This window comes from Dokdonia sp. Asnod2-E02 (genome assembly GCF_045063915.1).
Lineage (GTDB): Bacteria > Bacteroidota > Bacteroidia > Flavobacteriales > Flavobacteriaceae > Dokdonia.
The window spans coordinates 152403-173268 of sequence record NZ_JBEFNX010000005.1 but is presented as its reverse complement, the minus strand read 5'-3'; the positions used below and the strand labels follow the sequence as shown (position 1 = coordinate 173268).

At 38.2% G+C, this 20866-nt stretch carries 23 protein-coding genes; 9 read left to right on the top strand and 14 right to left on the bottom strand.

Features of this window, described 5'->3' with window-relative positions; genetic code table 11:
* Nucleotides 1-191: 191 nt before the first annotated feature.
* Nucleotides 192-1562: a hypothetical protein gene (locus ACJJVM_RS00775; protein ID WP_405210444.1), complete on the bottom strand. Its 1371-nt coding sequence runs from the start codon at nt 1560-1562 to the stop codon at nt 192-194.
* Nucleotides 1563-2043: 481 nt separating this feature from the next.
* Between ACJJVM_RS00775 and ACJJVM_RS00770 the strand changes: the two genes are divergently transcribed.
* Nucleotides 2044-3738 carry an alpha-glucosidase gene (locus ACJJVM_RS00770; protein ID WP_405210443.1) on the top strand — a complete coding sequence of 565 codons (1695 nt, stop codon included), beginning with the start codon at nt 2044-2046 and terminating at the stop codon, nt 3736-3738.
* Here ACJJVM_RS00770 and ACJJVM_RS00765 read toward each other — a convergent pair.
* The 3 genes from ACJJVM_RS00765 to ACJJVM_RS00755 are packed head-to-tail and all read right to left on the bottom strand — an operon-like array spanning nt 3735 to nt 5633.
* Nucleotides 3735-4352, bottom strand: coding sequence for a LysE family translocator (locus ACJJVM_RS00765; RefSeq protein ID WP_405210442.1), 618 nt, complete (start codon nt 4350-4352; stop codon nt 3735-3737). The genes ACJJVM_RS00770 and ACJJVM_RS00765 overlap by 4 nt on opposite strands.
* 48 nt (nt 4353-4400) lie before the next feature.
* Complete coding sequence (locus tag ACJJVM_RS00760) at nt 4401-4562, bottom strand: hypothetical protein (RefSeq protein WP_157496188.1); 162 nt, start codon at nt 4560-4562, stop codon at nt 4401-4403.
* Nucleotides 4563-4598: 36 nt separating this feature from the next.
* The gene (locus tag ACJJVM_RS00755; RefSeq protein WP_405212154.1) at nt 4599-5633 is read right to left on the bottom strand and encodes a quinone-dependent dihydroorotate dehydrogenase; all 1035 of its coding nucleotides are present in this window, start codon (nt 5631-5633) and stop codon (nt 4599-4601) included.
* Between the two features lie 107 nt (nt 5634-5740).
* On the opposite strand from ACJJVM_RS00755, the gene pepT reads away from it, so the two are divergent.
* Nucleotides 5741-6982 (top strand): peptidase T, encoded by a 1242-nt coding sequence (gene pepT / locus ACJJVM_RS00750; RefSeq protein WP_405210441.1) that lies wholly within the window; start codon nt 5741-5743, stop codon nt 6980-6982.
* Between the two features lie 31 nt (nt 6983-7013).
* Nucleotides 7014-8207, top strand: a complete 1194-nt coding sequence (locus tag ACJJVM_RS00745; RefSeq protein ID WP_021779267.1) for an LETM1-related biofilm-associated protein — start codon at nt 7014-7016, stop codon at nt 8205-8207.
* Here ACJJVM_RS00745 and ACJJVM_RS00740 read toward each other — a convergent pair.
* The 5 genes from ACJJVM_RS00740 to ACJJVM_RS00720 are packed head-to-tail and all read right to left on the bottom strand — an operon-like array spanning nt 8204 to nt 11078.
* Nucleotides 8204-8962: a LytTR family DNA-binding domain-containing protein gene (locus ACJJVM_RS00740; RefSeq protein ID WP_035324661.1), complete on the bottom strand. Its 759-nt coding sequence runs from the start codon at nt 8960-8962 to the stop codon at nt 8204-8206. The two genes, ACJJVM_RS00745 and ACJJVM_RS00740, sit on opposite strands and share 4 nt — an antisense overlap.
* Before the next feature lie 36 nt (nt 8963-8998).
* Nucleotides 8999-10135, bottom strand: coding sequence for an amidohydrolase family protein (locus ACJJVM_RS00735; RefSeq protein ID WP_405210440.1), 1137 nt, complete (start codon nt 10133-10135; stop codon nt 8999-9001).
* Nucleotides 10136-10140: 5 nt separating this feature from the next.
* A complete protein-coding gene (locus ACJJVM_RS00730) occupies nt 10141-10476 on the bottom strand; it encodes a 2TM domain-containing protein (protein WP_021779270.1) in 336 nt (111 codons plus the stop codon).
* A complete protein-coding gene (locus ACJJVM_RS00725) occupies nt 10476-10787 on the bottom strand; it encodes a 2TM domain-containing protein (protein WP_405210439.1) in 312 nt (103 codons plus the stop codon). The genes ACJJVM_RS00730 and ACJJVM_RS00725 overlap by 1 nt, the downstream gene beginning before the upstream one ends.
* A 6-nt stretch (nt 10788-10793) precedes the next feature.
* Nucleotides 10794-11078 (bottom strand): 2TM domain-containing protein, encoded by a 285-nt coding sequence (locus ACJJVM_RS00720; protein WP_035328545.1) that lies wholly within the window; start codon nt 11076-11078, stop codon nt 10794-10796.
* A 162-nt stretch (nt 11079-11240) separates the two neighbouring features.
* On the opposite strand from ACJJVM_RS00720, the gene ACJJVM_RS00715 reads away from it, so the two are divergent.
* The 5 genes from ACJJVM_RS00715 (at nt 11241) to ACJJVM_RS00695 (ending at nt 14743) form a co-directional block, all read left to right on the top strand.
* Complete coding sequence (locus ACJJVM_RS00715) at nt 11241-11405, top strand: Lacal_2735 family protein (RefSeq protein ID WP_021779273.1); 165 nt, start codon at nt 11241-11243, stop codon at nt 11403-11405.
* A gap of 83 nt (nt 11406-11488) precedes the next feature.
* Nucleotides 11489-11662, top strand: coding sequence for a hypothetical protein (locus ACJJVM_RS00710; protein WP_298350994.1), 174 nt, complete (start codon nt 11489-11491; stop codon nt 11660-11662).
* Nucleotides 11663-11720: 58 nt separating this feature from the next.
* Nucleotides 11721-13643, top strand: coding sequence for a DNA polymerase III subunit gamma/tau (locus tag ACJJVM_RS00705; protein WP_405210438.1), 1923 nt, complete (start codon nt 11721-11723; stop codon nt 13641-13643).
* Nucleotides 13644-13678: 35 nt separating this feature from the next.
* Complete coding sequence (locus ACJJVM_RS00700) at nt 13679-14260, top strand: tRNA-(ms[2]io[6]A)-hydroxylase (RefSeq protein ID WP_298351382.1); 582 nt, start codon at nt 13679-13681, stop codon at nt 14258-14260.
* Nucleotides 14261-14278: 18 nt separating this feature from the next.
* Nucleotides 14279-14743: a DUF6265 family protein gene (locus tag ACJJVM_RS00695; RefSeq protein ID WP_299151371.1), complete on the top strand. Its 465-nt coding sequence runs from the start codon at nt 14279-14281 to the stop codon at nt 14741-14743.
* Here ACJJVM_RS00695 and ACJJVM_RS00690 read toward each other — a convergent pair.
* The 4 genes from ACJJVM_RS00690 to ACJJVM_RS00675 all read right to left on the bottom strand — a co-directional run bounded on the left by ACJJVM_RS00690 (nt 14740) and on the right by ACJJVM_RS00675 (nt 17632).
* On the bottom strand, nt 14740-15312 hold the full coding sequence (locus ACJJVM_RS00690; protein WP_405210437.1) for a TlpA family protein disulfide reductase: 573 nt from the start codon (nt 15310-15312) through the stop codon (nt 14740-14742). The two genes, ACJJVM_RS00695 and ACJJVM_RS00690, sit on opposite strands and share 4 nt — an antisense overlap.
* A 76-nt stretch (nt 15313-15388) precedes the next feature.
* A complete protein-coding gene (locus ACJJVM_RS00685; RefSeq protein ID WP_299151367.1) occupies nt 15389-16465 on the bottom strand; it encodes a hypothetical protein in 1077 nt (358 codons plus the stop codon).
* 81 nt (nt 16466-16546) lie between these two features.
* Entirely contained in the window at nt 16547-17212 is a 666-nt protein-coding gene (locus tag ACJJVM_RS00680; RefSeq protein WP_405210436.1) for a Crp/Fnr family transcriptional regulator, read from the bottom strand.
* 141 nt (nt 17213-17353) lie between these two features.
* Nucleotides 17354-17632: a winged helix-turn-helix transcriptional regulator gene (locus ACJJVM_RS00675; protein WP_405212153.1), complete on the bottom strand. Its 279-nt coding sequence runs from the start codon at nt 17630-17632 to the stop codon at nt 17354-17356.
* Nucleotides 17633-17790: 158 nt separating this feature from the next.
* Between ACJJVM_RS00675 and ACJJVM_RS00670 the strand changes: the two genes are divergently transcribed.
* On the top strand, nt 17791-18312 hold the full coding sequence (locus ACJJVM_RS00670; RefSeq protein WP_405210435.1) for a VOC family protein: 522 nt from the start codon (nt 17791-17793) through the stop codon (nt 18310-18312).
* A gap of 57 nt (nt 18313-18369) precedes the next feature.
* On the opposite strand, the gene ACJJVM_RS00665 is transcribed toward ACJJVM_RS00670, so the two are convergent.
* Nucleotides 18370-20643, bottom strand: coding sequence for an aconitate hydratase (locus ACJJVM_RS00665; RefSeq protein ID WP_299151357.1), 2274 nt, complete (start codon nt 20641-20643; stop codon nt 18370-18372).
* Between the last annotated feature and the right edge of the window lie 223 nt (nt 20644-20866).

Here is a 20866-nt window from a genome sequence, read left to right as displayed (position 1 = left end):
AATCTGTTCGGAGGACAAAGTTACACAATATTAAGGTTTACTGGTAGGGTTTGTTACGCTTTCGCGAAAGCGTACTCTGCAACCCCTTCTCTAAAAAAAGAAAGCACCACCATACGGTAGTGCTTTCACCATTTATATAATTATTAATTAATAATAACTACAATGTCTATAATGGCTTTATGTTTTTATGCTTAGAATCCAGCTTGTAATACTACAGAAGCGTTACCAGTTCCTGTTTGAGAAACTGTACTTGTGTTACCTGTACCTAACTGACCTACTAGAGACCCGTTAGACGTACCGTCTTGTAATACTGTAGATACGTTTCCTGCTCCAAATTGACCTACTAAAGAAAGGTTTGTAGTTCCTAATTGATCTACTTCAGACTGGTTACCTGTTCCCATCTGTAAAACTCCAGATAAGTTATTAGTACCTTGCTGTGCTGTATCTGCAAAGTTTGAAGTACCGTCTTGAGCAATAACACTTAAGTTAGAATCTCCACCTTGATAAACACGTGCAACATTTGAATCACCTAGTTGTGATACAAAAGACACCTGGCTCTCACCTAACTGGCTTACACGAGTATCATTTCCGTCTCCTACTTGAAAAACGTCAGAGCTACTATTATTACTTACTTGAGAAACAAAATTTAAGTTTCCGTTACCTTGTTGGTCTACTTCAGAAAAGTTAGAATCTCCAGTCTGGATTACTTCAGAGCTATTACCATTACCTTGCTGTGCTGTATCTGCAAAGTTGCTATCTCCTGTAGAAAATATAGAACTGTCGTTGTTATTACCACCTTGGTACGTACGTGCAATGTTTGAGTTACCTTGTGCGTCTACCTCAGAAGAGTTTCCGTCTCCAAACTGATCTACTGTAGAATCATTAAGAGTTCCTTGTTGAGCAGTATCTGCAAAGTTTCCATTTCCAGAAGAAAGAATTGTACTAGTGTTAGACTGTCCACCTTGGTATACTCTTGCAACGTTAGAATTACCTTGAGCATCTACTTCAGAAAAGTTAGAATCTCCAACCTGGCTTACGATAGCGTCGTTATCATTTCCATTTTGAGCAGTGTCTGCAAAGTTAAAATCTCCGTCTTGACCTACAACACTTGCATTACCATCTCCTACTTGACTTACAACAGCCTCATTGTCATTAGATAGTTGTCCAGGAGTTGCAGAGTATTGATTAATTACAGAAGAGTTTCCTACTCCATCTTGTAATAAACGAGCCTCATTGTCATTACCTACACGTGTCACAGCACCGTTACTAGATACTTGACCTTGGTTAACTCTAGAAGAGTTGTGACTTCCTGTTTGTAATACTTCAAAGTTGTTATCATCTCCACCTTGACTATTTACATTACGGTTGTTTCTACCTAGAGATACTACCTCTGCAGTGTTATTGTCCCCTTTAGTAACTAGCTTGTTGTTGTTAATAGATCCTACTTGTAATACTGCAGAAAGGTTTGCATCTCCTACTTGCTCTACAGAGCTTACATTGTCTTGCGCTACAACTGTTGTAGCAAATACTAGCGCCGCAGCACTGATCATTAATTTTTTCATAGTATAAAAAATTAGATTAATAAATAAATGGTTAATAAATACAGTCTATCTCTACTATTTTACAATAGTATGGAGTGCACTAATGTGCGCTTAATCAATTTACTACGGGGGAGGACGTTGAGATACAAACTAAAGGGGGAAGGCGTCTGCTCTTTATCAACATTGTAAAGCTAAAACAGAATGCTAAACAAAAAGTAAATTCTTACAATTTTTCGATAACGTGAGAAAATTCTTTTTCAACACTCGATTAACCACAACGTTTTCAGTGTTTTGCGAATTTAACATTAACTACTTTTTAAAAAAATTAGCAATTTATTTTGATGATTATTCTTACAAAAATTAATTAATAAAGTCTCGATTTACTGTTTTTGTTTAACACCTTGATTATCAAAACGCGAGCTTAGATGAAGAGAAGATCTTTTTACGCTTTCGCGAAAGCGTATAGATACCTAACTTCGTAACTCATCTTATTTTACACATTATGTCGCAAACTAAAACCTGGTGGAAAGAAGGTATTGTATACCAGATTTACCCTAGATCCTTTAATGACACTACCGGAAATGGTATAGGAGATTTACGTGGTATTATAGAAAAACTAGATTATATAGCAAGTCTTGGTGTTACCATTATATGGTTAAACCCGATATATGACTCGCCAAATGATGATAATGGGTACGACATTCGTGATTATCGCAAGATAATGGCAGAGTTTGGCACTATGGAAGATTTTGATGAGCTACTCTCTGGTATGAAAGAAAGAGGGTTACGTCTCATTATGGATCTTGTAGTTAATCACTGCAGTGATGAGCACAAGTGGTTTAAAGAGAGTAGATCTTCTAGAGATAATGCCTATCGAGATTACTTTCACTGGTGGCCTGTCGAAAAAGGAACGCCGCCTAAAAGATGGAGCTACTTTGATGTAGAAGAAAATGCCTGGAAATATGATGAGCAAACAGATGCCTACTACCTACACTACTTTGCCGTAAAGCAACCAGATCTTAAGTGGGAAAACCCAGCCGTGCGCAAGGAGGTATATGATATGATGCATTTCTGGTTTAAAAAAGGAGTAGATGGTTTCCGTATGGATGTTATTCCCTTTATAAGTAAAGACACTAGCTATCCAGAGATTAATGCGACAGAGCCGCACGAGTATATTGCCTATTATGCAAATGGGCCTAAGGTACACGAGTATCTTAATGAACTTAATACAGAGGTAATCTCAAAATATGATGCATTTACCGTAGGTGAAGGTCCTGGTATAGCTATAGACCAAGCTCTAGACTTCGTACACGAAGATCGTAAAGAGATGGATATGTTCTTTCACTTTGACTTGATGAGCCTAGATAGAGCTCCTGGAGAAGTTTTTAAAATGAGGGAAGGAGGATATAGTCTTGTGGAATTTAAAAAAGTATTTAGTGACTGGGATGCTGCTTTTGCAAAAGCTGGATGGGGCTCCTTATTTCTCGCAAACCACGACTTCCCAAGGTCTGTAAGCCGCTGGGGGAATGATAGTCCAGAACACTGGAAAAACAGCGCTACCCTACTCCACACCTTTTTACTCACTATGCGAGGTACCCCCTACTTCTATCAAGGTGATGAGATAGGTATGACTAATGTATGCTTTACAGATATAGAAGATTATAGAGATATAAATACAATAAATAGGTATAAAACTATACAAAATCGAGGTGGCGATTTAGAAGCCTTTATGCAAAGTGAGCAACACGCAGCTAGAGAAAATGCACGCACACCTATGCAATGGGATACAAGCGCAAATGCTGGATTTACAAGCGCAACTCCCTGGATAAAAGTAAATCCAGATTATGAAAATGGAGTAAATGTAGAAGCCCAGCTAAAATCCAAGCATTCTGTTCTTTCTTATTTTAAAGATATTACTGCACTTAGACAAGCGCACCCAGCGCTAGTATATGGAGATTATGAGTGCATACGGCCAGAGCACGAGCGTGTATACTGCTATACAAGAACCCAAGAGGACCAGAGGTTCCTTATACTTCTCAATTTTTCTGATGAGGTGGAGCGATTCTCATTACCCTTATCATTAAGTTACAATAGAAAGATAAAACTCATCTCAAATGACAAGATACTTGATGATAAAACTTTTAAAGAATTCTTATTAAGACCTTGGCAAGCTATTGTATATAAATTAGAAAACTAGTAGTCTGATAGTACAAATATGGCAATACCAATAAATACAATAATTTGTAGCCATTTTAAGACAACCCCAGCTTTCTCACTGGTGCGGAGTATATGTGATATTTTACCAGCAACAATGGCTATAGATCCAAAAATCAAAAACGACTCTACCATAAATAGAAGACCTAACACATAAAATTGAAACACCGTATTACCTTCAGGATCCCAGAGAAAACCTGGGAAAAACGCTAGAAAAAATATGGTAACCTTGGGGTTAAGGATATTCATAAGTACGCCCTGTTTAAAGAGTGCGAGATATGTTTTCTTTGGCGCTGCTTCTGCTAGGTTTATAGTACTATCACTTTTAAACACTTTGTAAGCCAGGTAGAGTAAGTAAATTGCCCCTACAATTTTTATTGCGAGAAACAGATAAGGAGAAGCTGCTATAATTGCAGAGAGTCCAAAGGCAACTAGCGTTGTATGCACAATGCAACCAGTAATAAGCCCTGCCGTAGTTGCCAGTCCAGATTTACTCCCATTTGCAATACTCTGGGTAAGTACATAAATATTATCTGGTCCAGGTGAAAATGCTAGTAAGGCAGTTGCTGCAAGAAAGGCTAGTAAAGATGCTATCACAGATAGGTAGGTTTATAAAGCCCTAAAATAAGGAAAAAGCAAATACGATTACCACTGTCGTTCTTTCCACATTGTGTAAAAACCTAAAACTAGTAACAAGCCCGCAACTGCAAGTTTGAGCCATTGTGGAATAAATGCAGCCACATCTGGCTTCATTGCAAAAAGCATAACGGCAATGGAGGCAAAAATAAGTTTGTGAGAATTTCTCATAGTTGTAAATAAACCCTTGTAGACGAGAGTTGTTTCTTAACCTTTCGCTAGTATTGCTTTATTTATGTCTTTTATGAGACTTGGCCCTTCATACACAAAGCCAGTATATAATTGCACCAGCGAGGCACCGGCTTCTATTTTATCTAGCGCATCTTGCGCACTGTGTATACCACCCACTCCTATAATAGGAAATGATCTATTGCTCTTATCTGCTAGATATTTTATAACTCTTGTAGAGCGATCTGTTACAGGTTTACCACTTAAACCACCGTTACCTATCTCTTCTAGTCTAGCATCTGTAACTTTAAGTCCCTCACGATTTACAGATGTATTACTTGCTATTACACCATCTAAGCCTGTGTCTTTTACAAGTGCCACAATCTCATCTAGCTGCTGGTCATTTAGATCTGGTGCGATTTTAAGAACAATAGGGCGCTGTATATCATAAGACGCATTTGCTTTTTGTACTGCTTTTATAAGCTCTTCTAGGTAATCCTTATCATTAAGCTTTGCGTGACTAGATACATTAGGACAACTTACATTGAGTACAAAGTAATCTACTACTGGGTGTAACTCGTGAAAACACGTAAGATAGTCCTCTGTATAATCTTTTGGGTCTGTGTCGGTATTTTTACCTATGTTCCCTCCTATTATAATAGAATTATTCTTTCTAGTCTTAAGTCGCTTTGCTGCTTCTTTTACACCGCCATTGTTAAATCCCATTCTGTTTATGAGACCTTGATCTTCTTTTAGTCTAAAGAGGCGTTGCTTTGGGTTTCCTTCTTGAGCTCTAGGCGTGACCGTACCTATCTCTATAAAACCAAAACCAAGATCTCCTAGCTCATTAAAAAGTTTTGCATCTTTATCAAACCCTGCGGCAAGCCCTACGGGGTTTTTAAAGGTAAGACCTAATACTTTTCTCTCTAGGCGCTTATCTTCTACTTTACCCATATTATTGAGTATTCCAGAAAGTCCGAGTTTATGCAGACGTTTTATCCATCTAAAGGTAAAATAGTGCACTTTTTCTGGATCAAAAGAAAATAGAATCGGGCGTATAAGGAGTTTGTACATTTCGGTGATTTCTGTGGTGCAAAAATACTCCAAAAAGAGGTATTTTTGAAGTAGAACTGAATGATGATTTTTACGCTTTCGCGAAAGCGCACTCATAACCACCCACAATGATAGATAAAGACGCACTACTCAAAAGATTTATAAGCTACGTAACCACCTATACCGAAAGTGATCCCGCAAGTAACACAACCCCTAGTACTGAGTGCCAGTGGGACCTCGCAAGACAACTGCGTGATGAACTAGAAGCAATGGGGATGACAGAGGTTACTATAGATGAGAATGCATACGTAATGGCTACATTACCTAGCAATGTAGATTATGAGGTGCCAGTTATAGGGTTTGTCGCACACTTTGACACCACTCCAGATTTTACGGGTAAAGATGTAAAACCGCAAATATGGGAAAACTATGATGGAGGCGATCTTATGCTTAACAAGGAGCAGAATATTGTATTATCTCCAGATTATTTTGAAGATCTTAAACAATACAAAGGTCAAACTATTGTAACTACAGATGGTACTACCCTTCTAGGAGCAGATGATAAAGCGGGTATTACTGAGATTATGGAAGCAATGCAATACTTGCTTGCAAATCCTCAAGTAAAACACGGTAAGATACGTGTAGGCTTTACTCCAGATGAAGAAATAGGCCGCGGAGCGCATAAATTTGATGTAGATAAATTTGGAGCCGCCTGGGCATATACAATGGACGGTAGCCAGATAGGTGAACTTGAGTATGAAAATTTTAATGCCGCAGGTGCTGTGGTTACCATAGAGGGTAAGATAGTTCATCCCGGTTATGCAAAAGGTAAGATGGTAAACAGTATGTATATCGCTACAGATTATATAAATAGCTTACCTAGACTAGAAACTCCAGAGCATACCTCAGATAGAGAAGGATTCTTTCACCTTCATAACATAGAAGGGAGTGTAGATAGCACAAAACTTGAGTACATCATAAGAGATCACGATAAAGGACATTTTGAAGCTCGCAAGGCTATGATGGTACAACTAGCAGATGAGCTTAATGCACAGCTAGAAAAAGAGCTCGTTACCGTTGAGGTAAAAGATCAATATTTTAATATGCGTGAAAAGGTAGAACCCGTAATGCACATTGTAGACATTGCAGAAGAAGCTATGAAGGCACTTGATATAGAGCCACTCATAAAACCTATACGCGGTGGTACAGACGGATCGCAACTATCTTTTATGGGATTACCTTGTCCTAATATTTTTGCTGGCGGACATAACTTTCACGGTAGGTATGAATATGTTCCCGTAGAGAGTATGATGAAGGCCGTTGAGGTCATTGTAAAAATTGCAGAGCTTACTGCTCAAAAGAAAGCATAACAGGTAGCAATCTATTTAAAAAGTAAATAAAATGAATCCCTCTGCAACTGGCTGGGTAAAAAAGCACTTCTCATCATTTCTTGATTTTATAGACAAGAATGCGATGGATGAAGAAGACTTCTACGAGGCTTTGCGAGCAGTGGGATTTATTTATGGACACTCACTAGACACACTTACAGAAAAAGAATCAAAAGGTCTTACCTGGACTACTCAAGAAAAGACCAAGGTGAACCTTTTTGACGCACTTGCATTCACCTATTACGATACTATTACAAATGCAAGAAAAGAAGATTGCCTGGAGGCCATCATCGCTTTTTACAAATTACTTGATAAGAAGGAACAGTACATCATAAATATCCCTATAGGTAAAGGGTCACTTGAGTATAAGGTAGAAAAAATCATACACCAGCGTGTACAGACTAACGAGTCTGTTTTACAAAAAAACTTTAGTCACATTATAACTAATGCACTGGTTTATATAGACATCTTAAGTTTTGACCACTACCTTATTACACAAGAAGATCCTTATGAGTATGCAAAAAAGCTAGAAGCCGTACTTACTGAGACCATCTGGTTAGCCCTGCAACAAAAAGAAAGTAAAGATGAGTACAACAAGCTACTCATAAAGCTTTTTGAAAGTTCGCTGCGTTATAACTCATTAATTAAGCACACACATACACGGGTTACAGAGATAGACTTAAGTATAGTCACAGAACCGCTAGAGCAACAATACCTACTTGACTTATGTAGTTTATCCCTCTGGGATGATCAAAAAATAGATGAGCACGAGCGTCTTTTTATTATGGAATTTTGCACAGTAATGGGCCTAGATGAAAAAGGCTATCTAGAGGGTGTACTTGCTGTAAAAACCTTCCTTACCGAGCATAGTGATGAAGTAGCCTATCTCAACTACAGTAATCCTGTAAAGCATTTTTATAACCAGACCACTAGCACGGTAAGTAATCTCATCTCTCGCAATAGTAAAAGACTAGTAAGAGAGATACGTGAGAGCCGCGATCTGGTCATATTACTGGGGCAATCTACCACGCGGGATTTATCTAAAGACGAACGTAAACTGGTGAAAAATCAGCTGTTAGATATTTGTAAAAGTATACCATCGCTGGCAGTATTTTTACTGCCTGGAGGTGGTTTGTTACTACCTATACTCGTGCGACTTATCCCAAAAATGCTTCCAAGTGCTTTTAATGAAAACCTTGAAGATTAAGCAATCCAGGTTTTAAAATCTTTTACGCGCTCACGGCTCACAATTATTTCTTGCTCATCCCAGTTGTTAAGCTTTATCTTAAGTCTAGAATTTGTGTATGCTATAATATCTGCAATGGCATTAATATTTACATAATACTTTCTGCTTACGCGAAAGAATGTCTCAGGCTCCAGATCATTTTCCAGAAGCTCCAGCGTAGTATCTAGCAAGTAATTGCGCCCCTCTATAGTACCAGCATATGTTCCTTTGTTTTCGCTATAAAAACACTCAATCTCGTCTATAGGAATCATTTTTATATGCTGCCCTATCTTAGTAGTAAAACGCTTTTTATACTCCCGCTCTACCGGCGTAGCGCCTAGAAGCTTACGTATATCTTCAAAGTTAAGTGCCACATCTTGCGGCTTAGGTGCGCGCTCCTTAAACTTATTTACAGCCTTCTCAAGATCTTCATCATCTATGGGTTTAAGTAAATAATCTACACTGTTAAGTTTAAAAGCCTGTAAAGCATACTCATCAAAAGCTGTGGTAAAAATTATAGCACTCTTAACCTCTATCTCATCAAAAATTTCAAAAGACAAGCCATCAGATAATTGAATATCTAAAAAAATCAAATCAGGATGCGCATTAGACTTAAACCAAGCCACTGCTTCTGCTACAGAGTGTAGCATTTCGTTTACAGTTACTCCTAGTTCAGCTAGCATTCTATTAAGTCTTCTAGCAGATGGTTTTTCGTCTTCTATGATGAGTACATTCATTTATTTGTGCTTTGATTTACGTAAAAATACTAATTCTTATTCTTGCTCGACAAGGGTACCTTCTTTCCAGATATGTGATAATGTATTGAGCTTCATTACATCATTTACTGGTGATTGCTCCAGCAATAGCAAATCTGCTTTATAACCTTTCTTTATGTACCCTACTCCTTCTAGAGAGAACTTCTCTGCAGGTAGTGACGTAGCACTTGCTAGTACAGCCTCTATGGGTAATCCCGCTTTCGCGAAAAAAGCCAACTCTTTATACAAATCACTTCCTATATTAATATTTGCATTAGGTGGATCTGTACCTGCTAGTATAGGTATACCAGCGTCATAAAAACGTTTTACCTCTTTTAAAAGATTTGCTTCTATAAGAGCTGTCTCCTCTGTAGTTTTATTAAAGTATAAAGGCTGTATCAATACCGTGGTTAAAATTGTAGGAATTACAAAAAAGTCCTTCTCTCCTACCAGCTTTTGCAAATGCTGGTCTGTCATAGGTTTATCGTGATAGATATGTACGAGTCCATCTGCATTACTAATTAAAGAATTATAAGCATCTTCTTCATTTGAAACGTGTACAACTGCAATTTTACTTGCTTTGTGTGCTTCTTTTATAATCTGTGCTACCGTTTCTTTATCTAGTGTCTTTTTCCACGGCTCTACTATGATTTTAATATAATCTACACCTGCAGCTACTCTGTCATTCACCCACGGTTCAGCATCTGCTGGTTTGCTTAAAGTGGGTATAGGAAATCCATATTGTGTACCGTGACCACCCTCTGTGGTAGCAGCATATCCCGCTCTGTATAATCTGGCACCATCTAGAGAGGTTCTGGCTTCTACCATTGCTTTTTGCATAGGTTCCATACCGTGCATATCTAGTAGGTTGAGCACTCCCGCTTGAGCTGCTTCTTTAAGCTGTGGTAATGCCCAAGTGTGCACGTGTGCATTTGTAAGAGCTGGCATTAAGAATTTACCTCGACCGTCTATGATGGTTTCGGCTTTTTGGGGTCTTTTAGATACTTTAGTTATCGTTCCGTTACTTACTGCCACAGAGCGGTTTTTTAAAATTTCTTCTCCATTAAATAGTGTTACATTGTTTATAACAAAATCTCCTTGAGCGCTAGTTATAGAAGTTATAACTAGCAGGAGTGTGAGTAGTAGTGTTTTCATAGTTTCTATTTTTCGCGAAAGCGTGAAGAAAACTCTTCCTCCTCTTCTTGCATAAACTCTTTAATCTTGCGCTCTTCCCACTTACGTATACCTTTTAAGAATCTAAAGCCTTTAAAAACATAAATCCAATGTATAAATAGAGACAATCCCCAGAAAAATGGTGTTGTAAATCGCACCCACCACGGCGCATACTCACCGATATGTAAGTCAAAAAAGATACCTGAATAAAACAGCTGTAGTAAGGTGTTTATTACGAGATAGACGGTAAGGTGATTATAAAAACCTTTCTCATCTGCTACGCGTTTTTTTGCGCGTTCATATTTTTCTTTACTGTACTCCATTACTTTCTTATTATAGGGTTTGAAGAATTTTCTCTTTCATCTCTCTCCAGGTGTTCTTGTATTTTGCGCTGTTCCCATCCTTTTCCTAAAAAGATACCTAGACCAAACAGCTTGAGACCGTCTATCACAATACCTAGAAGTGAGAATCCTACTACCCATAGTACCCAAGGATTTCTAAACTCATTTACATAATAATTTATCCCCGCGATAATGGCACAAACGATGACAGCATTTATGACTTTACCATAAAACTTACGCACCTTTTGTACGTGAGCCGCAGCTCTTTGATATTTTTCTTGTGGCGTTTCCATATACTATTATTTTAAATCATCATTACGTAAGTACTCATCTATCTTGCGCTGCTCCCAGTCTTTTGAGAAAAAGGGATTCCATCTAAAGGTATTTGCTGCGTGGCCTAATATACCAAGACCCCAACCTAATATAGGGAAGATTGCCCAAAAATAACCGCTCGTAAAATAGTTAAGCGCTAGAAAGAATACGACAAAAATTAAATAAATGCCTAAATGGTTATAAAACTCTTTAAGTTCTCCTACTCTCGCTTGTGCTCTTTGATATTTGTTTTCTTGATCTGAAGTTCTCATAATTACTTTGTTATTGATTGATGGTGTAAATATCATATCAAATTGCTTCTTTTTAAAGTTGCAGTTACCGAATTGTAGAAAATATGCCCTCAATTGTAAAACGGACATATATAGCCTTGAAAAAGACCGCTACAAGCCGTATCTTTAAAATAAAAAAAAGAAATGTTTGGATTATTTAAAAAGAAAAGCCCAGTTGAAAAACTACAAGAAAAACACAAAAAGATACTAGAACAAGCCTTCCAACTATCTAAGAGTGACCGAAGTGCAAGCGATAAGCTATATGCAGAAGCTGCCGAAATAGAAAAAGAGATATCACGACATTCATAACTTTTTAACATAATGTTTTGATTTTCTATTAAGTATTGTAAGATTTTTTCTATTTTACAACAGCAAACCTTAAACACTCTTATATGAAATCCCTATTCTATTCCTCAGAAAAACTGAGGCGCTTAAAAGCGTACCGTAAAAAAGCAATCTCAAATGCAAAAAAATGGAACGGTACAGACGAGATGGCAAGTCACAGCTATCAAATAATGGTAAAGGTCATAGATCAAAAAGTATCTGCCCTTACTGTTAATAAGTAAACAAGAAAGAGGCCATACTCACTAGTATAATTTTACATACCCCTTTATATTTGTGAGTATGGAACCCTTCATAGTATCAGCTCGAAAATATCGCCCTACCACCTTTAAAGATGTTGTGGGACAACAGGCTATTACTAACACGCTTGAAAATGCGATTCAAAACAACCACCTAGCACAGGCACTACTTTTTTGTGGTCCTAGAGGAGTGGGAAAGACGAGTTGTGCACGTATACTAGCAAAACAGATTAATACAGACGAAAATACTAGCCCAGATGAAGACTTTGCCTTCAATGTTTTTGAGCTAGATGCCGCTTCAAATAACTCTGTAGATGATATACGAAGCCTCATAGATCAAGTACGTATCCCTCCTCAAGTAGGTAAGTACAAAGTTTATATTATAGATGAGGTCCATATGCTCTCTGCAGCGGCCTTTAACGCTTTTCTTAAAACATTAGAAGAACCACCTAAGCACGCCATATTCATACTTGCCACCACAGAGAAGCATAAAATCATACCTACTATACTCTCACGTTGTCAAATATTTGACTTTAAACGTATCACAGTAGCAGACGCGCGCAAGCACCTTGTACAAATCGCTGCCGAAGAAGGGATAGAAGCAGACGAAGAAGCACTGCACATTATCGCACAAAAAGCAGATGGAGCAATGCGTGACGCATTATCAATTTTTGACAGAGTAGTAAGTTTTAGTGGAAAAACGCTTTCGCGAAAAGCAGTAACCGAAAATCTAAACGTATTAGACTACGACACCTACTTTACAACTACAGATCTTTTACTCACAAATGATATCCCACAGGTACTCGTACAGTTTAATGATATCCTAGCAAGAGGTTTTGACGGGCATCACTTTATAGCAGGTCTTGCATCCCACTTTAGAGACCTAATGGTTTGTAAAAACCCACCTACAATACATTTACTAGAAGTAGGTGACAGTACTAAGAAAAAATATTACGAGCAATCACAAAAAACAACAATGGCTTTCTTAATGGAAGCGATAGATATTGCAAACAGTTGTGATCTCAAGTATAGAACTAGTCGCAACCAGAGATTACTGGTAGAACTAAGCCTTATGCAACTTGCCTCTATCACTTTTGATGGAGAAAAAAAAAATGATGGTCCATTCATAGTTCCGCCATCTTATTATAAGGTAGGTGCTACACAAATTCAAGTTAACACTCCGGCCGCACAGGAGGTGGCACAACCGCAAACTCCACAAGGGCAAGCCGTACATAGCCCTACGCAAGCTCAACAAACATCGCCTGTACAACAGGTGCAAGAACCAGCTATTACAGAAAAGCAGCCCGTAAATAACAACATAGTTACTCCAGTAAGCGATAATGAGTCGCAAGTGACTACGCAAGTTTCACCAACCACCGTCGAAACTAATGCAACTGTACCAGCAACAGAGCAAACAAGTCCAGCTACTCCTGCTCAACCAGAGCAACCTGTACCTGCTCAAGGCTCACCTACTACACAGGCAACCCCAAGTCTAACTATACGTAAAGACAGAGTATCAGGGCTTTCTCTAAAAGGATTGCAACGCAAAAAAGAACTTGAACAACAAAAGGCAGATAAAAAAGTAGATGTGCAAAACCTGCCATCAGAACCTTTTACAGAAATCGCAATGCAAGCCGCTTGGGCTTCTTACGTACAAAAATTACTACAAAAAGGAGAACGCATCATCGCTTCAAATCTTGAGGCAGACCAACCAACTCTTAACGGTACGACAATAGAACTTGAGTACCCTAACGAAACAATGAAAATTGAGGTAGAACGAGCACAAGGCCCATTACTTGAATATTTAAAAAGAAGCTTAAAAAACTATGATATCACCCTTGATATCACTGTAAATGAAGAAGTACAGCGCAAATATGCCTACACTCCTCAAGAAAAATACGATAAATTAAGAGAGCAGAATCCTGCTCTGGATATTTTGAGAAAGACCTTTGACCTAGACTTATAAAACCCTTTGCTATGGAAAATAAAGAAGCAATACAGATGCTACATCTTAAACTACCTACAGATCCTAGGTGGGTAAATATAGTAGAAAAAAACATAGAAGAAATCCTTACAGATCACGCTTACTGTGAGCAAAAGGCAGCCTCTAGCGCAATCTCATTTATTATAGGTTTTCCAGAATACTCAGAGCTTGTAGCAGCAATGAGTGATCTAGCTATCGAGGAGATGAGCCATTTTAAAATGGTGCACGACCTTATGGTAGAACGAGGTTTACATTTAGGTAGAGAACGTAAAGATGAATATGTACATAAACTACGTTTTTACTTCCCAAAAGGTGGCTCAAGAGTAGAAAGCTTGATAAATAGGTTACTCGTAGCAGCACTTATAGAAGGAAGAAGTTGTGAGCGCTTTAGATTACTTTCTGAACAACTAGAAGATAAAAAACTCGCAAAGTTTTACCGTAAGCTTATGATAAGTGAGGCAGGACACTACACAATGTTCTTAAATTTTGCTCGTCAATATGGAGAACGCAAAAAGGTAGACGCTAAGTGGCAAGAATTACTTGATTTTGAAAAGCAAGTAATGAAAGATCTAAGCGTTAAAGAAACAATGCACGGATAAAGTATAATCGTCATCATTATGCGCTACACATTACTTTTATTATCTCTCTTTACACTCCTTCTCTACTCTTGTAAAAATGAAGAGAAACACGCTGTTGTTAGTAGTCAATTTGATTACCTCATAGGTGATTGGGAACGTACTAATAGTAAAGGTGGTAGTGCAACGTCAGAACACTGGAGGGCGGCAACTAGCGAAGACTTGAGAGGTCACGGTTATACTATAGAAGACGAGGATACAGTTTTTAATGAACGTATGCGCATTTACAAAAAGCAAGAACAGTGGATACTTTCTATAAGTGGTCCTAATGAAAACCCTACACTTTTTAAAATTACTCAACATACAAATAGTGCATTTACAGCTGTAAATCCTGATAATGAGTTCCCAAAGGTAATTACGTACTCGTACTTTGATGATGTGCTCACAGCGACCATCTCTGCAGAGGATACAGAGATTCCATTTATCTTCTGGAGAATGGAAGATTAATCTTCGGCAATAAGCTCATCTAGTGTAGTACGCACAGCATCGCTGTTCCAGTTTGATGCTCCTTTTTCTTTTATAATGATATGACCTGTTTTATCTATAATATATGTTGTAGGTATAGAACGCTCAAAGAGTTGTTTTGGAGTTTCCATAGCCGGTAAGACTGCCGGTAGTTTGTGATCTTTTTTTGCCATAAACCTGGCTACTACTTCTGGGTTTTCATTTGTGATAAGTAAAAATTCTACTTTGTCGCCATAATCCTCATATAAAGCTTCTATAGATGGTAGCTCTGCTATACAAGGCGGGCACCAGGTAGCCCAGTAACTTATAAACGTTACTTTTCCTGTTCCTATAGATACTTCTTTAGGCGCTCCATCTAGTGATGTAAGGCTATATGTAAATGGTTTAAGTTGTTGCTGGTCCGCTTTCGCGAAAGCGGAAGGAGAAAAAATTGCCACCTTAACTTTATTTAAGGCCACCTGTATAGGCGTTCTAGTTTGTGGTATAAGTAACAACAATATCCCTACTATAAATAGAACATTTTGCCAGGTAAACTTCTTTTGCTTTTTCATAAAATATAATGCGTGTATACAACAGTCGTATACACGCATTAAACTTACATATTTTATTATTAAAATGGTGTAACCGCTAGTTACGAGTAACCGTTACAGGCTCAGAAAGATCATAACATCCTTCTAGATCATTTGCATTTGCTCCTACCATTAAACCTTCAAGTCCGTCTTCATAACGTAGGTACCAGATAAGACAAACGCCTGTACCTGCATCATCAAAGTTTACTCCCTCTACAGCTGTAAGCGTAGGTGGCAATCCTAAAATCTCACCAGTATCTGATGTAATTACCCAAGTATTAAGCGAGCCCATACTGTCACCCGTAAGGCCTAAACCAGAAACCATATCTGGAGTGCCATCTACAGTAAAGGTAAAAGGACCTCCCGTAATTTCGGCAGCTAGGGTTTGGTTACGCACAACTTCTACAGGTTCTGAAAGATCAAAAGGTCCAGTGAGATCATTTGTATTCCCTCCTACTTCCAGACCCTCTACGCCTTCTTCATATCTCATATACCATATAAGACATACTCCTGGTCCGGCAGCATCAAAATCTACTACAGTTTGTACCGCTTCAAGTGTAGGTGGTAATCCTAAAATCTCCCCTGTGTCTGATGTGATTACCCACGTCCTCTCAGACCCTACAGAATCACCAGTAAGTGATAAACCGCTCACCATATCTGGTGTTCCATCTACACAAAACTCAAAAGGTCCTCCTACAATCTCTGCTGCCATAGGTCCTGCATTACGATTTACGATAATAAAGTTAGATAAATCAAAATCTCCAGAAAAGTCATCTAGATTTTCACCCATTGCAAGTCCAGCTAGACCGTCTTGATAAGCAAGATGGTACACATAACAAGCACCTACTCCAGCATCATCAAAGTTTACTCCTTCTAAGGCATCAATTGTAGGTGGGATTCCTAAAATATTACGATCTGCATCTGTTACCACAAAGGTAGTAACGTCACCGGCAAGTTCACCACTCACTGAGACTCCTGTTACCATATCTGGCATACCGTCTACAAAGAATGTAAATGGACCTCCTTCTAGCATACCTGCCTCTGGAGTGATTGTGTTTGTGTTGTCATCATCAGACTCACAAGATGCAAATAAAGCTCCTAGAGCTAAGCATCCTAATAGCAATTGTTTTTTCATTTGATAGTAATTTGTTTTTTATACTGTAAAACTATTACCATCTGTCATCTTTAAATGTAAGCTAGCTTACATTTGGAAAAATTATGCGACTTTAAGTCTAATTTCATTGCGCGAGAAGTCTAAAAAATTTACTTCCTTGAGATCATTCATTATAGCATTTAAAGTAGGACGTGAGGTTCCTATAAGACTGGCAATATCTTTTTGTGTATATGGGTGTTTTATTACTGTGTCTCCAGTATTTGGGCAGCAGTAGCCAAAATCTTCGGCAAGTTCATCAAGAAATTCCTTTACACGAGTCGTGGCATCCTTAAAAAGTAATAAATCTAAGCGACGTTCTAATTTTTTAAAACGCATTCCTAAAAACTTATATACTTTAAGACTAAAGGTTCTATTAGACCGCATTAACTCCTGCATCTGCCCTACTGGCACTGGGCACACCATAGTTTGAGCATCTAGCGATTGTGCAAACTCACTGCGAGACTCCTCACCTAGTATTGCTTTTTCGCCAAATAATTCTCCCTTTGTAAGTATTGCACGTACCACTTCTTTACCATCTTCGGCATAGTAACCTAGTTTTACCTTACCCTTTTCTATAAGATAGACCTTTGTAGCCGCATCTTCTTCAAAGTAGATATAATCTTGCTTTCCGTACTGGCAAAAATGATTACGCTCTCTATATCTTTTTGTTTTGTGTGGGCATAAGGCTCCAAAAACATTTACATCTTCTAAAAACCAAATTTTTGACATCGCAATATGAAGTTAGTGATCATAAGCTATGTCGAACATTTTAACATTTTCTTACAACTATAGTAAATATTGAAAGGTGAATCACGCTTTCGCGAAAGCGTACTCAAAACTACTAATCATCACAAGAGTATCTTATAAATACTAACTACTCGTCGCATCATCTACTCCCCATTTATCTAAACTGAGTAATATATCTCTAAGCGTTTCTCCTCTCTTAGTGAGACCGTACTCCACCCTAGGAGGCACAACAGGATATACTTTTCTAAAAACCAGTCCATCCCTCTCGAGCTCTCTTACCGTTTGAGTAAACATTTTATTTGATATCCCATTAATGTGCTTTTGGAGTTGACCAGATCTAAGTGGCTGGTCAAGTAAATGAAAAAGAACTAGCGGTTTCCACTTTGTGCCTATAAGTTGCATTGTATAATGGAGTGGGCAAATATTATTATTTTCCAAAAGTTTTATTTTTACTTAATTGACAATCATTATTTTACACCTTTTAGTAACTATCATACTTTATGGTGCGTTATTGCCTTAGGGTACAATATACTCTAATTTTGACTTTAAAATAACAATCTATGAAAACAGAAAATAATTACCCAAAGTCATTTTCCCACATTGGGCTCACCGTTCCAGATATAAAAGCTGCAGTACAATTTTACTCAGAGGTTATGGGATGGTATGTAATTATGGAACCATCTACCGTAAAAAAAGAAACAGATACTGCGATAGGGCAAATGTGTATTGATGTTTTTGGTACAGACTGGGAAGAATTTGAAATTGCGCACCTAGCCACATCAGACGGTATCGGTGTGGAGCTATTTTCATTTCCGCACGGAGTCAAAGAAGCTCCTGCTTTTAATCCATTTCATACTGGATTATTTCATTTTTGTATACAAGATCCTCAAATTGAAGAGCTAGTAGATAAAATAGTCGCTCACGGTGGAAAACAAAGAATGCCTATACGTGAGTATTACCCAAAAGAGAAACCATTTAAGATGTGTTATGTAGAAGATCCTTTTGGGATTGTTTTTGAGGTATACACACATAGTTATGAGTTAACCTACTCATCTGGAGCTTACACAGGCAAACCAGCATAAACAAAAAAAACTCCGCTATTACTAGCGGAGTTTTTTATATACTTAAAAGAGATGTGCTTATGCAGCGTTCTCTTTTTTGATTAAGTTAAGAGCACTTCCCTCACGGTACCAAGCGATTTGAGCATCGTTGTACGTGTGGTTTACTTTAATAGTGTCTTTGCTTCCATCTGCGTGAACGATCTCAACTGTAAGTGGAGTATCTGGAGCAAAATCTGCAATATCTACAAAGTTAAAAGTATCATCTTCTTGAATAAGGTCATAATCTGCCTCGTTCTGGAAGGTAAGACCTAACATACCTTGCTTCTTTAAGTTTGTCTCGTGTATACGTGCAAAAGATTTTACAATCACTGCAGCTACGCCTAGGTGGCGAGGCTCCATTGCCGCGTGCTCACGAGAAGAACCTTCACCATAGTTGTGATCTCCTACAACTACAGTTTTAATTCCTGCCTTTTTATACTCACGTTGTGTGTCTGGCACTCCACCATACTCACCTGTAAGTTGATTTTTAACAAAGTTTGTCTTTTTTCCAAAGGCGTTTACAGCACCTATAAGACAGTTGTTAGAAATGTTATCTAAGTGTCCTCTATAACGTAACCAAGGTCCTGCCATAGAGATGTGGTCTGTTGTACACTTACCAAATGCTTTGATAAGTAACTTCATACCCTGCATCTCACTATCTTGGATAGGTGTAAATGGTGTTAAGAGCTCTAGCCTTTCAGAATCTGGAGATACACTTACAACGACACCACTTCCATCTTCTACCGGAGCTAGGTAACCATTATCTTGTACTTCAAATCCTTTAGGAGGTAATTCCCATCCTGTAGGCTCATCAAATTTAACCTCTTGACCATCTTCATTAAGAAGCGTATCTGTCATTGGGTTAAAATCTAATCTACCAGCAATTGCTATAGCAGCAGTAATCTCTGGTGATGCTACAAAGGCGTGTGTATTTGGGTTACCATCTGCACGCTTTGCAAAGTTTCTATTAAACGAGTGTACGATACTGTTTTTTGGCGCATTTTTAGGATCGCTATAACGAGCCCACTGCCCGATACAAGGTCCACAAGCATTTGTAAATATCTTAGCATCTAGATTTTCAAAAATATCTAAGATACCATCACGCTCTGTTGTATAACGTACAAGTTCAGACCCTGGGTTGATACCAAGCTCTGCCTTCATTTTTATTCCTTTATCTATTGCTTGTTGAGCAATAGATGAAGCTCTAGATAAATCTTCATAAGAAGAGTTAGTACAAGAACCTATAAGTCCCCACTCTACTTCTAGTGGCCACTCATTTTTTGTTGCTTTTTCTGTCATATCAGACCCTACAGCTGTAGAAAGGTCTGGAGTAAAAGGACCGTTAAGTAATGGGTTAAGCTCAGTAAGGTTAATCTCTATTACTTGGTCAAAGTATTGTTCTGGATTTGCATAAACATCTGCATCTGCAGTAAGATATTCTTTTACATTGTTTGCAGCATCTGCAACATCTGCACGATCTGTAGCACGTAAGTAACGCTCCATAGAAGCATCATATCCAAATGTAGAAGTGGTTGCTCCTATCTCTGCTCCCATATTACAAATAGTACCTTTACCAGTACAAGATAAAGACTCTGCTCCAGGGCCAAAGTACTCTACAATAGCACCTGTACCTCCTTTTGCAGTAAGAATCTCTGCTACTTTAAGGATAACGTCTTTTGGCGCTGTCCATCCAGAAATAGTACCTGTAAGTTTTACACCTATAAGCTTAGGGAATTTAAGCTCCCAAGCCATACCAGCCATAACATCTACAGCATCTGCTCCACCTACTCCTATCGCTACCATACCTAGACCACCAGCGTTTACTGTGTGAGAATCTGTACCTATCATCATTCCTCCTGGAAATGCGTAGTTCTCAAGAACTACCTGGTGTATAATACCAGCTCCTGGTTTCCAAAAACCAATACCGTATTTATTTGAAACCGACTCTAAGAAGTTAAAAACCTCGCTAGAGACATTGTTTGCATTTTTAAGGTCTGTTGCTGCACCTTCTTTTGCTTGTATAAGGTGATCACAGTGTACCGTTGTAGGCACTGCTACTTTATCCTTACCAGCCTGCATAAACTGCAATAGCGCCATTTGCGCCGTAGCATCTTGACAAGCGATACGATCTGGAGCAAAGTCTACGTAGTCTTTACCACGTGTAAATGCCGTAGAAGGCTTCCCATCCCAAAGGTGAGAATATAAAATCTTTTCAGAAAGTGTAAGGGGCTTACCTACAAGATCACGAGCCGCGTCTACACGCTCTGCCATACTTGCATAAACCTTCTTGATCATATCAATATCAAATGCCATATATTTATGTATTAGGTTGTTAAATAATTCCGTTCTAAAAACGGTCTACGAAAGTACAAAATACCCTACTTAATAGCAATAGTACAATGGGCGCTTCATCTAGAGAAAGTGAGATTTATGAAGGTGCATAAAAATTAAACTTCAGATTACACAATTCTAAAAAAGAACCCCTTCAAATTATCATATTAATAATTTGAAGGGGTTAAATTTATATGTTGATAAT